Here is a 16,677-nt window from a genome sequence, read left to right as displayed (position 1 = left end):
TGTTTATAGTACCTGATTCCATAGCAATTGTGAAGACTGGGCCGGCTTGGGCGCATACCGTTGTACGCTTCAATTCCTGCTTAACCTGACTTAAACAATGCCGTCAGCCCTGATTTAATTTTAACGATGAGCTTATTTTATCTTATCCAGTTCTGTATTTTAACTAATTCATGCTATACTTGTGACACTATCTATTACTTGTAACTTCATCACCGGCGCTCAACTTGAACGTCGTTATTTTGCACGCAAAGGACGTCATCACTTATGGGATTCTTCCGCTGGTTAGCCGACCTCTCGACCTCTATCCTGTTTATCGTCGGCTACATTACCTATTACAATCAAATCTGGCACACTGCAATGACCCACACCGGCGTTTCACCAATGAAACGGCGGCAACGGCTCAGCTTTTTGATGTTCTTCATTGCCATTGTCCTTCAATTCGCACTGTGGGTCGATCCCAATAATTATCGGATTTACGAAAACATCCAGCTCTTTGTCCTCGTGTTCCCACTTCTTGATGACCACGTGACCCGCTCCGGGTACCTGTTTCGATGTGGCACTCTGCTGATTTTTTGGGTCTTCAACCACCTTGGCAGTTCGTTAACGCCACTGTTGGTCGGTGTCACCGTTGCAATCATCACAATGGCAGTCATCTACCACTGGCAAACAATTTGTCATTATAACGTCGTTGCTAACAGCGCTGTTGCACTCGTGATTTCAAATGCCTACTGGATCACCAGCATCCGAACCCTCACGCTCACCACACTGGGACTAGTTGCAACGTTTATGCTGATCAACCTCTTCAACTACTTCTACTGGCTGTCCCTGTACCATCAAGACCGTCATCACGACCGCCTTGAACAACGGGCTAACTTCGACGCACTAACTAACGCTAAAACCTACGCCCTTTTTCGGCGTGATATTCAACACTATATCAGTCAGGCGCACCAGAATCAGACGCCGTTAACCTTAGCCATGCTAGATATTGATCATTTCAAAACCATTAACGACCGTTACGGCCATCTGGCTGGCAATGTCATTTTGACTGCCGTTTTGACCCGGCTAAAGCAGTCGCTAAGTACGCATCCCAACGTGACCTATCAGGTTTATCGAACTGGTGGCGAGGAATTTAACCTCATTTTTCCAGATCAAGCGCCCGATGTCATTTTGCCAATCTTAAAGGACTGCTGGCAGGCCATTCGGCGCACGCCTTTCACGGTCGGCGATGATGACATTGCCGTCACACTGTCTGCTGGCCTGACGGGCTTTAAACGACTTACCGACACTGCCGACACTCTTTATAAACGCGTCGACGATAACCTTTACCAGTCCAAACACCGTGGCCGCGATACTATCACCCAAGACGGTCACACCCTATGGCAAAGCGACCGACCCATCACGAATTTTCTCTGGGCGCTCGTGGCGCAACCCATCGTTGATTTGGACCATCAAGTGAGCTTAGGGACCGAGGTTTCCACCCAGCATTTTAACAACGAAGCAAAACGTTGGCAGCTCCTGCCACAATCCATTTTATCCAGTCAGGTCTTTATGTCGTTTCTAATGACTTCTTTGCGACACACCAATACGGACCAAGTCGTGATCTACACGCCAACGAGTCGTTTCACCGACCCAGTAATTACGACCGAAATGGCCCAAGCAATCAGCGACCACGCATGGATCAACGAAGCTGTTGTGCTATTTCGACTTGACCCGGACCACTTAACCGAGATTCAACAGGCCATTCCACGCTACCACCAGGTGCACCTCAAACTCACCATTTTAGTGGATGACGCAACGGCCGCCTTAACTGATCTGCCCCCGTTCCTGTCAAAGGTCGATGGTATCACCTACCGACTCTGCCACGATGAACATGGAAAGGCTAAGGTGAGCAAACAAGCGTTACACGCCCTTCGTCAATTGGCAGACCAACATCACGTCTACCTCACTTTGAAAAACATGCAGACGACTCAAGACCTGATTTTAGCTGAAAGTATCGGCATTCACATTGGGCAAGGAACGTTCTTTACACACCGGTTATTGCCGGAGGTGTAGTTGCGTATCCGCTAAACAAGCAAATCCCCCTACAGGCTTCTTTCAACTAGAAACCTGTAGGGGGATTCGTCTATCTTTTAAAACGCAATAACGCTAAAAACTATTTCTGGGCAATCACACTCTCACTAAAGTCCCACTGCGCCCCCAACGGGAAGTAAACTAACCCTTTCACTCGTGGTCGCACTAACTGTGCCTGCACCCGCTGATACAGTGGAATCACACCCTGATCCGTCATGAGTTGTTTTTCAGCCGTCACTAAATCCCGCCACCGGGCTGCCGGTCGGTTAGCGTCTTGCACATCAGCCTGTTTGACTGCTTGGTCATACACGGCGTTTGACCAACCACCATGATTGTAACTGTTGGTCGTTGTCATCAAATTGCTGAACGAACTGGCATCGGGGACGTTGGCGATCCAGCCATTCACTAGTAGATCAAATTGCCCCGCCTGAGATCGACTTAACCGCACGTTGAACGGCACCGTCACTGGTTTGACCGTTAAGCCTGGCAACCGTTCTAATTCACTTTGCAAAAATTCCGCGGTTGCTTTCCCCACTGGCGTATCATCCGCCAACAATGACAACGTGACGTGTGACTGACCACTAGCTTTCAACGCTTGGCGCCAAAGTTGCCGGGCCTTGGTTAAATTAGTAGCGGTCGCTTGCGGCACCCGAGACGCCGCCGCAAAGTCGGTTCCCCGATAGCGCATTAATCCTCTGGGAATAAACCCAGCTGGCACTGCTGAGCCATCCGCTAACACGTTCTTCACAAGTTCCCGACGATTAATTGCCAAGGATAATGCTTGCCGCGCTCGTCGCTGTTTCAATAGGCCATGCCGTTGTTGCATTTCCAAAAAGAACGTTGCTGCCCCGCGTCGAAGATAGACGTCCTTTGAATTGCGGTACTGGGCGTACTGGGTGCCATCTAACGTTACCGCATCCACCTTACCAGCCTGATACTGATTCAGCCAAGTGCGTTGATCTGACATGACCGAAACGTTCACCCGGTGTAGCCGAACTGCTTTGGCATTCCAGTACTTCGGATTGCGCTGTAACGTCCACTGTTTGCCGGTCCCGGTCCACTTCACGAGTTTAAAGGGGCCGTTGTACACTGCACGATTGGCGCGAGTGGCGTACTTGCGACCGTATTTGGCCACCGTTGCTTGGTGCTGCGGGAAGAACGCAGCGGTGCCCAAAAGCGTTTTAAAATACGGTTGCGCCCGCGTCAACGTCACCACTAACTTCCGCTGACCGACTGCTTTGATGCCCAACTGGCTAGGCCGCTTCTTACCAGCTGTAATTGCCGTAGCGTTCGCAACGTGGTCAAACAGATAGCCATACTGAGACTTAGTCGCTGGCGTCACCGTTCGCCGCCAGCCGTAAACAAAGTCCCGGGCCGTCACGGGATCGCCGTTACTCCACTTTGCCGTTTTCCGTAACTGAAACGTCCACGTTTTACCATCTGCTGAGACCTTGTAATGTTGGGCAACCCCAGGTTTTACTTTGGCATTTTGGCCAATTCGAAACAGGCCTTCATCCAAGTTATTCACCGTTGTACTGCTGACCACATCGGCCACCTTAGCTGGATCAATCGTCTGCAACGGCGCTTTTTCACCCCAGTTTAACTGCTGGGTGGCGGTCGTTTTAGCACCGCAGCCCGTTAACAATAGCATTACTAAACCACTCACTATACCCCATCCGCGCATCTCATACTCTCCTCAATTTCGATTCTAACTGAAAGGAGCCGTATGATGGCAAGCATCATATGGCTCCTCTAACTTCCCAGTCTAAGCAATTGACTGCCCTTCAACCGTAATTTGGTCACGACCGCCCTGCTTAGATAGGTACAAATTCTGATCTGCTCGCTCATACACGTCCTCAAAACTCATATCATCTCGAGTCAGTGCCGTGACGCCCATCGACAACGTCACCGTAATCGTTTGGTTTTCAAAGTGAAATTGGTGCTGGCGAATGCGTTTTTGAATCGCCTTAGCTGCAAATAACGTATCAGCAGCATCCGCCATGAAGATAATATTGAACTCTTCACCACCAGTGCGGTAGAAACTCGGTTGTAGCTGTGGGTACTGCTTTAATTCAGTTGCAATTAACATCGCCGTTTTCGCCAAAATATGGTTCCCAGCCATATGGCCATAGGTGTCGTTAACCGCCTTAAAGTAATCAATATCAAACATTAATAATGTTAACGGTGCATCCTCGCTTCTTGCGATTCCGATTTTGGTCAAGCTGTCACTCTTAAACGCAAAGAAACTCCCAACTCGGGTCAGTTCATCGCGGTTAACCCGTTGCTCCAACTGGTGCCGTTCCAATTCCGTGATCCGTTCAGATGACCAGTAAAACATAGTAAAGATGTTGACCAATAAAAACATGACGACGCTCATCGCTACCGAAATCACCGTCATTTGCGTCTGTTGGAGCCAAAAATCCAAGGCGATCCACAGCACGACCTCCATTCGAATCAACCAACTGCGGTTGATCTCACGCCGCCACCTGTAAATAAAGCCCAATATCACGGCAATAAAAACTAACGATAGGTAGAAAAGCGGGTTACGGACGTTGTTATTTACGATCCAAAACACCAGGATTCCTAAACAACGAATACTGTATTCCACCGGTCGAACAACGTTTCGCAATAGTGGCATAAATAAAATGTAGAGCGCCCAATTCAAATAGGCAGCTTCATTACTTGGATTCCAGTATTGTGCCAGCTCGCAAAATCCCGTCATCGCAAAGATGAAGCTTGTCGCGACGACCGGCTCCCTGAAATTGGTCAGGAAGCCGAGTTGTTTTCGTTTATTTTCAAGAGCGGCGAGTCCCTGGTTACTAAACACCACGAAACCAGAGATAAAAAACGCCGCGATGACTGTTTGGATGACCCAATTACCCCAGTCAAACATGTCGGCCTCCGTAAAAAAATAGTTTGTCTTTATTATTTATCATTTGCGAATCATAAGTCAAGGCTTAGAATAAGAATATACATACCTATATTTAGTCCGAATCATGGGTCACTTTGCCACTCATCAATTCGGTACGAAAGGACTTTGCGCTCATGCAACTTAAAACCACACTTCAAATCAGTCTCGCTGTTGGCCTTGTCGTCATGCTTACCACCGGCTTTTATATTCGAGACATTCCTGATAGTACCCAAGCAGTTCACACAACCACCCTCCGCGTAGGAACAAGCACGCCCATTGAAACCCTTGATAGTAGCACCTACACCTCCCATGAAGCATACGAAGCGCTCGTATCTACCCTGGTCGGCTTATACCGCTATAATGGCCAAAATAAAATCACGCCGGCAATCAGTGACGGTCACCCCACGAAAAGTAAGGATGGCTTAACCTACGTCTTCACGCTTCGCGACTTTAAGTGGAGCAATGGTGACCGAGTCACCGCTGGCGATTTCGTTTATGCATGGCGCCGATTAGCTAATCCGAAAACTAATTCGCGAAACGCTTCCCGGATGGATTTTCTTAAAAATGGCGAAGCCGTTCGAACCGGTGCTAAACCAGTCACTGCGCTTGGTGTGAAGGCCATCAACCAAAACCACCTTCAAGTTAAGCTCAACGCCCCAACCCCTTATCTGGATCAGTTGCTTGCCGATGCCCCAACGCTACCGATCAATCAACAATTTGCCAAAAAATTAGGTGCCGAATACGGCAATTCCGCAACTCACGTCCTGTCAGATGGGCCGTTCAAAATCAGCGGCTGGTCTGGCGCGACTGACCATGATTGGTCGTACGTCAAGAACCCTGATTACCGCCTTAGTCACCACGTCAAATTGGACCAAGTCAATTTTTCGGTGACCGCTAATGCCAAAAAATTGGCCGACCAATTTACAGCCGGCAAGCTTGACTATGCGCCACTTTCTCCTGATGACGTTTCCCACTACACCAACTCTAATAATCTGAAAATGATGTCAACGTTAACCTCCGCTTACATCTTCTTTAACACCAGCATGGGAGACACAACTAACGTTCACCTTCGTCGAGCAATTGCGCAAGCTTACGACAAACACCTGTTAACGCAAAGTAAACTAAAAGATGGTGCCATTCCGCTTAACGGCCTTATTCCCAAAAATCTCGCAAAATCACCTCGAGGGATCGATTATCGAACCGATACCGGTAATTTGGAAACCTATAACTTAACCAAGGCCAGTCAACAGTGGGCAATCGCGAAAAAACAACTCGGCACCCAACACGTCTCGTTGACCCTCCTCGTAGCGAATAATAACACCGCTAAAGTCAGCGCCAGCTTCTTAAAGGGCCAGTTAGAGCATAATCTACCAGGCCTAAAGATCACCATTAAAACCGTGTCACTTGCCAAACGGGTCGCCATGGAAGCAGCGGGTAAATACCAATTGGTGTTCTCAACGTGGACCCCAGCCGATACAGACCCTTACAACTTCCTCACCTTCTATAAAACCGGTAGCCAACTCAACATTACCGGCTACACCAGCAATAAAGCGGACCGTTTGATCAATCAGGCCAATAGTAATAACCCGACCAAGCGTTGGCAAATGATCCAACGGACCGAACGCTACCTCATGGAAACGGAAGTCCCATCCGCCGGTGTGTTCCAGGCGGGCCAAGCTTACCTGCTAAATAACCGCGTCAGTCGCTTTTCGATTTCACCATCCGGTCTCGTTAATTACGAGTATGCGCGGTTGAAGTCAACCGATTAGCGGTCGTTATCGTTAACGACTAAATAAGTAAAGGCGCCGTAGATTTCAAAACTAGAAATCTACGGCGCCTTTTATTCATTTAAAACACGGATCCAATTACCGCTGTTTTCGTTGCCGACGTCGCCAGATTGCCCAAATTGCTGCAATCACGATCAGCGCAATGATGAGCCAGAGCCACCAGTAAGACATCGCCGTCTTTGGATTTAACGTCGAAGCTTGTGCCCGGGTAATCGTGAAGTCCCGGTTGACCGTCCAACGTTGCGTGCCAGAAGTGGCCACTAATGCCAAGTGGTATTTCCCAGGTTTAATCGTTTTCGGTTGCCAGCCCATGTGGTAGTTGAACGCCGAGTTAGGCGCCATGGCAAGGTCGGTTTGCTTGTGATGTGCGACCGTCTGGTTAGCGTCATTGGTCACCTTCGCATCAATCGTCATTTTACCAAATAGTGCTGGTTCAATGTTTTGAACGTTCGCTAACGCCACTAATTGACCGTTGACCTTGGCCGGTTTAATGGTCCCAACTTGTACGACCGGTGAAACGGCTTGCTTGCGTTGTTGTAACGTGGCACCAACAACCGTTTCGTACCGGTTTTGAATACTGAACCCCTTCTTAACAGAAGTAGTGGTCGTTTCGCCTAATGCTCAAACCCGAAAGCCACCGTCGATCAGCCCGCTAAAATGGCCACTTGGCGTTTTCACGGTAAAGGTTACCGTGCGGGTTGCATTTGGTGCCAACGTTACGGTTTGCGCTGCCGATACCAACCGTGCGAACTGTGACTGTTTAGCAACCAACTTAGTCGTAACAGTTGGCTTATAGGCAATCACGCCGTTATCGTTCGTGTACGCAGTCACCGGCGTCACCTGAATCTTACGCGTTTTATCCGCTTGGTTGTGTACCTTCAGAGACAACCGTTTCGTTTGACCGGATTTGACGAGTAATTGAAAATACCCGGCTGACCGATCAATCTGGTGCTGATGAGTAACGGGCTTAACGCTAAAACCCATCCCGCTAGTCGTGCTAGCAGCTTGTGCAGTTTGCCCTGACAAGCCAACCATTCCAGCAAGCACCGCAAGGACCAAAAACCATTTTTTTAACATCTTATACTCCTGTTATCATGACGAAAACCAGCGTTAACGCCGATTCAGTTACCGATTGTTTATTCCGCAGCAACGGCCGTTGGGGTTTGGTTCAACGTCCAAGTTACCGTTGACTGGTAGTTTTTAGCACCTGCTAATTGCGCCAAACCAACCCCTGAAATGTCTAGGTTAGTGGCTGATGAATCAACACTCGCCGTTGACACCCCTAATGCTGGTGAACCGCTCAAAACCTTTGCGCCGTCACCCATAATATTTGTAGCGCCGGTTGTCTTGGCGGCCTTACCTGCATCGGCATCCGTATAAGTATCCTCGGCACCATCGAGGTTACTTTCCTTAGTCGTTGCACCCGTTAAACCTAGGTTAAAGACGACGTTATCCAAAGTGACGTTACCATCTGTGGATTCAAACGGACTTGCCTTGGCCGTTAAACTCCAATCACTAACCGTAGTGTTGTAGTTTGTCACACTGATTTTGGGTAGCGTCGTTGACTTTAAGGTCAACTTTTGATTCTTACCAAAATCAGACAACTTGTACGACCCAAAATCAAACGCCGTATCTGAGTCAATCTTACCAATTGATAAGTCGCCGTCTTCAACGTTAAACGTGGCTTTACTGGTACCGGCTGACGTCTGAGACGTCGTTGCACTAATGTCCTCGGCATGTGCGGTAATCCCCGTTACCCCTAAGCCTGCTAAAACTGCGATACTTGCTAATCCTAACCATACTGACTGCTTCATAATTAAAATCCTCCTAAAATGATATAAGTAGTTAATTAATGGTTTGACCTGTTAACGTTAACTGCCACGTTAGCCCAACGCTGGCATGAATCTGCTGCATGGCTAATGGCACTTGAAGTTGAAACCCGTTTAGATTACTCGTGGTTTCGTTTAAGGCTGCCGCTCGAAGCCGAGTGTTATACGAATCGGCGGCATCACTAGCGGTGGGCGTCACACTAAGCAACTGCTTCGCATCAGCCATCAACGCCACTAGCTCATCATCTTGATACGTAAATTGATCTGGTCCCAAAAAGACGTTTTGATCTGCCGACTTTGGTTCCGCCACACTGGCATCCCCCTTAACCGACAGCTGATACGGCACATGACTTGCGTTAACCGCCATGACCTGCGGCGCAACTTTTGGCACTACCGTCAAATCATTGGTGTTCGCGCTCGTAATTTGATCAAAAGCAACCTGAGTGGGTACCGATAACTTAAACGGTGCCAGGTTATACGTGATACTACTTGACCAAAGTTTTGTCACACCGCTATTCCCCGGGTTATCGGTCGCCAACGCAAAATCAATCGTTCGGGTGGTCGCCGTACTAAACGTCACGCGCCCATCCGCTACTGACTGATTGATAGCGATACCTCGACTGGGATAAAACGCCGTTCCGTTGGTGGTTGAATCAAAAACGCCTTCGCCACTAACGGCCGGTTGCTGGTTATTTTTCAGCAACCGCCAAGTTTTTTGATTATCGCCCGACACATACAGTTTGGCATTTTGATACCCCTGCCAACTCACGTAGTAGTCGGTTGCGTCGTAGTACCCAAACTGAGTATCCAGTACCGCGGGTTGGTCAAATGACAAACTGGATTGATCCCCGCTAGCGCCCTTCCACCGGGCAGTGGCGTTAACTTTTTGCGTTTCTTCGGTATTATCCGCGGCGTTTTTCGGATCACTAAAGTCGGTCGGGTTGAACACCCCTTGAGCCCCATCCGTGTTGACCGAACTGTCCACGGCAATGTTTTTGGCCGCCAATGCTGTGATGTTGGTGTTCAAATTGTGAATCGTCACGTCGGTATTTGGCGCCATGACACTCCCAACGAACTTGTTATTAAATCCGAGGGTCGATAACCGGTCAAAGTTTAATAACAAGTGGTTTTTATCTTTGATCTGGGTCTGATCGCCTTCTGGGCCGTACGTGACGTTAACCGTATCGTTACTGCTGTAAAATTCCAACGTATCGGTTAACTTGGGAAAATTCAAAATGACGACCGGTTCCGTTTTTTCCTTCGTAATGTAATCAATGTTAATGGTGATGTCCGTGTAGTTTTTCCGGAGTTGTTTCGCTTCGGTGACTGGGATGTTCACGACGAGTAATTGGTGTTGGCCTGAATCGGTGATCGTGGTATCAATCCCCTGACCACCACTAATCTCACTTTCGGGAATATCCGCGATGTTCAGGAAATCGCTGGAAAAGGTTGCCTTTAACTGTTCAGGTGAATTGTAAAAGTCACTTAAATCCGATAACTGTTTGGTGGCATCTTCAAATGAACTAATGCCATTATCTGCAAAGTCCGTTACCGAACTGAGTGCGTCCGGTTTAACCGCTTGACCGGCCGTATTCGTTAACGACTTTGTATCGTCGGCTTCAGCCGCAAAAACGCCGGCAGTTTGGTCAGTTGCTAGTCGGGTCGACAGCGTATTTGAATCGTCCGCTAATTGATTCACCACCAGCATGTGCGAGTCCATCCCATCAACTTGTTGATTCCAGCCAATCGACTTTTCCCAGTTGTTCAGTTGAAAGTGATTGGCCGCGATTCGGGCGTTATCAACGCTATTCGCCTGAACGTAGTTATTCGTTGCAAACAGGTTAAAGTTAGATGCCGCTCCCAGCGCATAATTATGGGTAACGAGGTAACCTAAACTAGTTTTATCCTGTTCACTTGGTGCTTGATCAGTTGTCGTTTCAGCTTGCGCGTGAACGCTTGAAAACCACCCACTGCTAACCAGTGTTAGTAAAAAGATGATGATGATCAACCCGTTCCATTTACGTTGCCGCATCCTAGTCCCTCCCCTGTTCACACGAAAAAACGCGATAGTTCGCCCTAGTAACCGCTGATGACCAGCACTTACTAGCGTTGTATTATCACGCTAGTCCCCCCAAGATCCCGGCTAATGATGACCGGGTATTCAATTCGTTTATTCGTTAGGTATTGCTGGGTAGTTGGTATCGGTTACCATCGCGCTCAACCTCATTCATTGTTAATACAGTATCGTCAAGTTGTGCACAATTCATATTAACCAGTTCGTACAGTTTACCTAACTCTTACCGAGAAAGCAATGCGTTTTCACTAATTTTTTGATAGCAGACATGAAAATGCTACTTTTTAGTTAAAATGGTCAAATGAAAGCGGGTTAACTTTTTTGAGTGGCCAATTAAGTGATTGGTTGGTTCCAGCAATTGGTACTCAATTGTAAGCAGTATTGGGTGCTTGATTTTTACGTATTCGAAATTATAGTTGGCGGTTCAGGTGGGTGGCTAATTCATTTTATGCATTAATTTGGTTAAATAATGTATATTTTAGTTTTTTTCGAACCTTTACTTGATTATTCGGTTGAATCGCTCTTGTCGTCTAGTCATTTGTTTAATTTGAATCAGCCCCAAGCCACTCATTTGGTAAAAATTCTGCTAAATTGGTGGCGGTTTGTGATTTATTTGTACATTTATCGTAGCTGTTTTAGCCTGACTGATTGCAGGTCTTTGATACTAGATGTGTGAAGTGATGTAACGGTAGCGTGTTGGTCCCGCTTTAATGTAATATGCGAGGCTGGCGACGTGCTTTGCTATGACGTTTGTTTCGGCTCTGTGTCAGCTTTACTTTTCCGAATAATCGGTTATATTGTGCAGCTTGCCAACGTTGCTTCTTTTAGGCTACCACGCCGAAATGCGCAAAAAAAGGCAGAGAGTTACATATAGGGGCGTCCTACCAGTACTGACCCCAAACCGGTCAGTACTGGTAGGACGCCCCTATACGCCACTCTCTAAACGCCTTTTTTTGCGCTCTCTAAAATCTCAACGACAAACAAGTCAACCCGCCGTCAATCTTCTCAAACTCCGACATTTCAGCCTCAACCACTGACAAGCCGGCGCTCGTTAATAAAGCTTTCACTCCTGGGAAACCTGCTGGCATTAACACTTTGTCGCCGTTTTGGATGCAGTTGACTGCGTAGTCTTCACCCGCTGGTACCTTCAGTTGCTTGAAGGCTGCGAATGCTGGGTGGTCAATGTATTCACCTGAAACTAACATTTGGTTGTTGCCCATGTAAGTCACACCGGTCTTCAAATGCAACACCTGCTTAACCGGTACCGCAACAACTGCCATGTCAAACTGCTTGGCAATCGCCGTAAATTGGTCAATGCCGGCTTGGTTCGTCCGGGCTGACAGACCAATGTAGAACGTATCTTCAACCTGCATCACGTCGCCACCTTCAAGGGTTGCTGGTGCAGTGATCTCAAAGATTTGTTCTGCTGAATAGTTCGCTTGAATGGCGGACTTAATGGCCTCACGTTCGCCATTCCGGGACTGCTTAGCTGGGTTGGTGATCACTGCAAATTTACCAGTTACCACCACCGCTGGATCCTCAACGAAGCAAGAATCTGGGTAAGCTTCCAGGGCATCTAAGACCGTCACCTTAACACCTAAGCTTTCCAACGCTTTCACGTAAGCTTGGTGTTCCGCAAGTGCCTTAGTGTAATCTGGGGTTCCTAAATCAGCGTAATCGTCAATGCCGTCAATAACGGATTGACCCGGTGTCCGAACAATTGCATTTTTAAACATAAGCGTGACCTCTTTTGGTTTGTTTTGAATAAGTATACCACCAATATTCAGTTTTGCGTTACTTTTTTAAGAACTCGATTAAAATAGCTAACCAATCAATTTTTGAACAGCCTCAACAATTTCTGTCGGCCGATCCACAATCACTTCCGCTCGGTGCGCACTAAGCTCTTCTCGACTCCCAAAACCATACGTCACCCCAATTACCGGCACGTGGTTGGCGTGACCGCCTTCCACATCCATCTCCCGGTCGCCAACCATTAACGCCTTTTTCGGGTCAACGCCGGTTGAGGCGATTCCAGTCGCTAAAATCGCTGGTTTCTTCATGGCACCCGGGATGGCACCATAAACACCGGTAAAGTATTGATCTAACGCAAAGTGAGCAACCAACCGATCCAACTGCGCCTGAATCTTAGCGGAAGCCAGGTTAAGCTGATACCCCATCTGCTTAAGGGTTGTCATCGTCTCTAAAAATTGGGGATAGATGGTCAAATCAAACAGTGACACCTCCCGATAATAGTCATGAAACAGGTCTGCGCCTTGATTGATGTCAGCCTGCGTCAACTCCGGATAAAAATGAGCCAAACTATCATAGATGGTTGGTCCAATGAACGAGCGATAATCGTCTTCAGTAAGCGGTTTCAATTTCATCTGTTCAACACAGTATTTTACCGCCCGCACGGTACCCTGTTCAGAATCGGCCACCGTGCCGTCAAAATCAAAAAATAGTTGTTTTGTCATCAGTCAACACCACCTTCTCATCATACTGTTAAGTTTACGCGCTTTTGATCCAGTTGGAAAATAAATCTTAAAATTGATTAAGACCGCTATTAACGTTAACACCGCGCACTTATCGGCCACCACTTACTTTGTTATTTTAACCAAAATCTTAAATCAAGCTTGACTTTAAATTAAGATTAGTTTAAATTAAATAGCAATTAGAAAACGCCGTGACTAGTCTAAGTAGGTCTTCATTTAAGAGAGTATTCGTTTGGCTGAGAGAATACGCGTGAGACCGAACCACAACTAAGAGCTGGTGTGCTGAAGCGCTAAGTGAGTAAGTGCACCCGTTTGACCCCGTTACCGGTCCAAGTTTTAACGAACTTACTGAGGTAGCCATCGCGAGGTGGTTACAAATCAGAGGTGGAACCGTGATGAATAATCGCCCTCTCGATGTCAACTGACATTGAGGGGGCTTTTTAATGTTTATAGATTTGAAAGGATGATTTTGATGAACCGAGTCTTACCCAACAACTTAATAACCCTTGCGCTGGTGGCCGGCCATCATGCGCATCATAGTCTGCACTAGGCGTCACCCCATAACGATCATCGACACGACAACTACTAGGAGGCAACACATATGCGCAAATCATTCACTGCTTTATTAACCATTTCAGTTTTAGCAACCGGAGTTTTACTTTCAGGTTGTGGCAAATCCAACTCAACGACTAAGCAAACCGCAACCATTATGGAACAGGCCGACATTTCGTCATTTGATTCAACCATGATCACCGACGTTGGTGCTTTGGAAACCGTCAACAACACCCAAGAAGGCCTCTACCGGATGAAGAACAGTACCACGGTGGAACCGGGCTTAGCAACCAGCATCGTTAAACCCACTCAAAACGGAACGGTTTACACCTTCAAGCTTCGCAAGAACCTCAAGTGGAGCAACGGCGACGCCCTCACCGCTAACGACTTCGTCTTCGCATGGCGCCGGGCAGTAACCCCTGAAACCAAGGCAGCCGATGCTTACCGGTTCTTACCTATTAAGAATGCCCAAGCCATTGAAAACGGCAAGTTAGCCCCATCGAAACTTGGCATCAAAGCCTTAAACAAAACCACCGTTCAAGTGACATTAGCGCAAGCAACCCCATATTTCAAATACCTCTGTGCTTCCGTTCCCTTCCTGCCACAAGATCAAAAAGTGGTCAACAAGTACGGCAAGGCTTATGGCACAACTTCAGACAAAACAGTTTACAGCGGGCCGTTCGTTGTTAAGAAGTGGACCACGAGTTCGTCTCGTTGGGATCTGACTAAGAACCCCGACTACTGGGATAAGAAGAACGTTAAGCTTGATAAAGTTACCTTCTTGGTTGCCAAATCACCTGAAACGGCGCTCTCACTTTACCAATCAGGGAAACTTGATAACATCGTGTTAGCTGGTCAACAAGCCGCTCAAGTTGCGAACAACAAGGGTTACATCAGTTACCCAAGTGGTGAAACTGATTACGTTGCCTACAACTACCGGACGAAAGCCCTTCGCAATGCCAACATCCGTAAGGCCATCTCACTGACGATCAACCGCAAGAGCTTAACCAAGAACGTATTGAAGAATGGTGCCAAAGCGCCTTATGGGATCGCTCCAGAAGCAATGTCTAAGAACCCATCAAACGGGAAGGATTTCGCCAAGGACGCCAGTGTTAAACAATCCGTTGAATATAACCCAACCTTAGCTAAGAAGTACTGGGCTAAAGGGATGAAGGAACTCGGCATGTCTAAGATGACCTTGAACTTGGTCTGCTACGACGTGGACGCCTTCAAACAATCCGCTGAATTTATCCAATCCTCAGCTCAAAAATACCTCAAGGGCTTGAAGATCAACATCAACGTTCAACCAAAGGTCCAAGCCATCACTACTATGCAACAAAAGAAGGGCTACGATCTCGGCTTTACGAACTGGATCGCCTCATATCCTGACCTTGACGAGTTCTTCCAACTTTCAACCACTGATAATGTCAACAACGCTGGTAACTACAGCAGTAGCGCTTACGATGCCGTCTACAAGAAAGCCAACACGACTGATTCTAACAACGCCCAAGCCCGTTACAACGACTTTAAGCAAGCTAGTCAAATCTTGATGAACGACCAAGCCATCCTACCAGTGAACCAGGGTCAAATCGCCCGGTTGAACACACCATCTCTAAAGGGTGTCAACTACGCCGCTGCCCAAGGGATTTCACTCAAGGACGCTTACCGAACCAACAAGTAACCACAACAATAGGAGGAAATTGAATGATGACAACTACTAACGAAACTTTAATCCCAGTAACCCTAGACGAACTTCAAATGATGACGGACTTCAATTACCTGCATGACCGTGGCGAAATTGCGTTCCAAGAAGTCAACACCACTAATTACCTGGCTAGCCGTTTGGACGAAATGGGCATCAGCTACGAACGCTTCGATGGCTTTACCGGCCTCCTCGCCACCATCGGCGACGGCCGCAAACCACTGATTGGCCTTCGGACCGACATCGACGCCTTAAAGCAGGTCTATCAAGGCAAAACCGGCGTCTTCCACTCATGTGGTCACGATTCTCACATGACGATGATTTTAGCCATTGCCAAATACTTCTCGGAAAATCCTGACCAACTACCTAGCACGTTGAAAATCATCTTCCAACCCGCCGAAGAAACGGTCACTGGCGCTGAACGGGTCATCAAGAGTGGGCAACTACCACAACTTGACTACCTATACGGCGTGCACGTTGCGGCCGCCAACGATATCGTTGGTAAGCACGCTGCCCCAATCATCATGGCCGCCGCTACCCGGACCTACTGGGTCACCATCACTGGTAAAACGGCCCACGCTGGGCGCCCATGGTTAGGTGCCAACGTCATCGATGCCTTTAGTACCATTAATGAAAAATTCAAGCAAATCAAACTGGACACGGACACCCCCTACTCCTGCATCACCACGATGTTCCAAGCGGGTGAATCTTCCAATATCGTGCCAGATCGTGCTACCTTCGCCGTTGACTTGCGTGCCCGCAACAACGACTTGATGAACGAAATGCAAGAACAGGCCTTCGCCATCATGAAGAGCGTTGAAACTGACGACATCAAAGTGATCCTCGACGGCAACGACCTCTCACCAGCTTCGATTCCAAGTGAACCTGCCATGGCTAACATGCGCCAAGCCATCGTTAACGTCCTTGGTGAAGACGGCCTCGTTGAAGCCAAGCCATCCCAAGGTGGCGATGACTTTCACTTCTACGCCTACGATGGCATCGCTAAAGAATCTACGATGCTTGGCCTTGGTTGCGACCTCAAACCTGGCTTGCACGTTCCTGGCATGACCTTTGACCGAAGTGCCATGTTTGACGGCGCTAAGATGTTGATCGATGCAATTCGGTTGACGAAGTAACTGGTATCTAAAAAGACAGACCCGATTGTGGTCTGTCTTTTTTGTGCTTACGCTTGTGTCCAGCGTAAGCATGTTTAGTTTGTGAAATTCGGTAATTCTGGTTTTTTGTAGTGGGAGGATGCCG

General features: G+C 47.8%; 11 protein-coding genes, 1 pseudogene and 1 other annotated feature. Of the genes and pseudogenes, 4 read left to right on the top strand and 8 right to left on the bottom strand.

Annotated elements, in window-relative coordinates; genetic code table 11:
* Positions 1–264 precede the first annotated feature (264 nt).
* Positions 265–2,052 (top strand): bifunctional diguanylate cyclase/phosphodiesterase, encoded by a 1,788-nt coding sequence (locus tag ACYVR3_RS08375; RefSeq protein WP_461243881.1) that lies wholly within the window; start codon positions 265–267, stop codon positions 2,050–2,052.
* Positions 2,053–2,152: 100 nt separating this feature from the next.
* On the opposite strand, the gene ACYVR3_RS08370 is transcribed toward ACYVR3_RS08375, so the two are convergent.
* Entirely contained in the window at positions 2,153–3,736 is a 1,584-nt protein-coding gene (locus ACYVR3_RS08370) for a peptide ABC transporter substrate-binding protein (protein ID WP_461243880.1), read from the bottom strand.
* 99 nt (positions 3,737–3,835) lie between these two features.
* Positions 3,836–4,963, bottom strand: a complete 1,128-nt coding sequence (locus ACYVR3_RS08365) for a GGDEF domain-containing protein (RefSeq protein ID WP_461243879.1) — start codon at positions 4,961–4,963, stop codon at positions 3,836–3,838.
* A gap of 152 nt (positions 4,964–5,115) precedes the next feature.
* Here ACYVR3_RS08365 and ACYVR3_RS08360 point away from each other — a divergent pair, with 152 nt between their 5' ends.
* Positions 5,116–6,750 carry a peptide ABC transporter substrate-binding protein gene (locus tag ACYVR3_RS08360; RefSeq protein ID WP_461243878.1) on the top strand — a complete coding sequence of 545 codons (1,635 nt, stop codon included), beginning with the start codon at positions 5,116–5,118 and terminating at the stop codon, positions 6,748–6,750.
* A 96-nt stretch (positions 6,751–6,846) separates the two neighbouring features.
* Here the strand turns inward: ACYVR3_RS08360 and ACYVR3_RS08355 are convergent.
* From ACYVR3_RS08355 to ACYVR3_RS08330, 6 genes and pseudogenes are all read right to left on the bottom strand, one after another.
* Positions 6,847–7,347: pseudogene (locus tag ACYVR3_RS08355) on the bottom strand (DUF3324 domain-containing protein); the annotation flags it as partial.
* 42 nt (positions 7,348–7,389) lie between these two features.
* On the bottom strand, positions 7,390–7,845 hold the full coding sequence (locus ACYVR3_RS08350) for a DUF916 domain-containing protein (RefSeq protein WP_461243877.1): 456 nt from the start codon (positions 7,843–7,845) through the stop codon (positions 7,390–7,392).
* Between the two features lie 59 nt (positions 7,846–7,904).
* A complete protein-coding gene (locus ACYVR3_RS08345; RefSeq protein WP_461243876.1) occupies positions 7,905–8,582 on the bottom strand; it encodes a WxL domain-containing protein in 678 nt (225 codons plus the stop codon).
* Positions 8,583–8,613: 31 nt separating this feature from the next.
* A complete protein-coding gene (locus ACYVR3_RS08340) occupies positions 8,614–10,629 on the bottom strand; it encodes a collagen-binding domain-containing protein (RefSeq protein ID WP_461243875.1) in 2,016 nt (671 codons plus the stop codon).
* A 1,004-nt stretch (positions 10,630–11,633) separates the two neighbouring features.
* Complete coding sequence (locus ACYVR3_RS08335; RefSeq protein WP_461243874.1) at positions 11,634–12,407, bottom strand: dimethylarginine dimethylaminohydrolase family protein; 774 nt, start codon at positions 12,405–12,407, stop codon at positions 11,634–11,636.
* Between the two features lie 87 nt (positions 12,408–12,494).
* Positions 12,495–13,145 carry an HAD hydrolase-like protein gene (locus ACYVR3_RS08330; RefSeq protein WP_461243873.1) on the bottom strand — a complete coding sequence of 217 codons (651 nt, stop codon included), beginning with the start codon at positions 13,143–13,145 and terminating at the stop codon, positions 12,495–12,497.
* A gap of 200 nt (positions 13,146–13,345) precedes the next feature.
* Positions 13,346–13,577: a binding site (T-box leader), on the top strand.
* Positions 13,578–13,764: 187 nt separating this feature from the next.
* Here ACYVR3_RS08330 and ACYVR3_RS08325 point away from each other — a divergent pair.
* Positions 13,765–15,396 (top strand): peptide ABC transporter substrate-binding protein, encoded by a 1,632-nt coding sequence (locus ACYVR3_RS08325; protein ID WP_461243872.1) that lies wholly within the window; start codon positions 13,765–13,767, stop codon positions 15,394–15,396.
* Between the two features lie 23 nt (positions 15,397–15,419).
* Positions 15,420–16,553: an amidohydrolase gene (locus ACYVR3_RS08320; RefSeq protein WP_461243871.1), complete on the top strand. Its 1,134-nt coding sequence runs from the start codon at positions 15,420–15,422 to the stop codon at positions 16,551–16,553.
* Positions 16,554–16,677 lie beyond the last annotated feature (124 nt).

The sequence above is a fragment of the Secundilactobacillus muriivasis genome, assembly GCF_054785195.1.
This window is presented reverse-complemented; position numbering and strand designations above follow the sequence as displayed.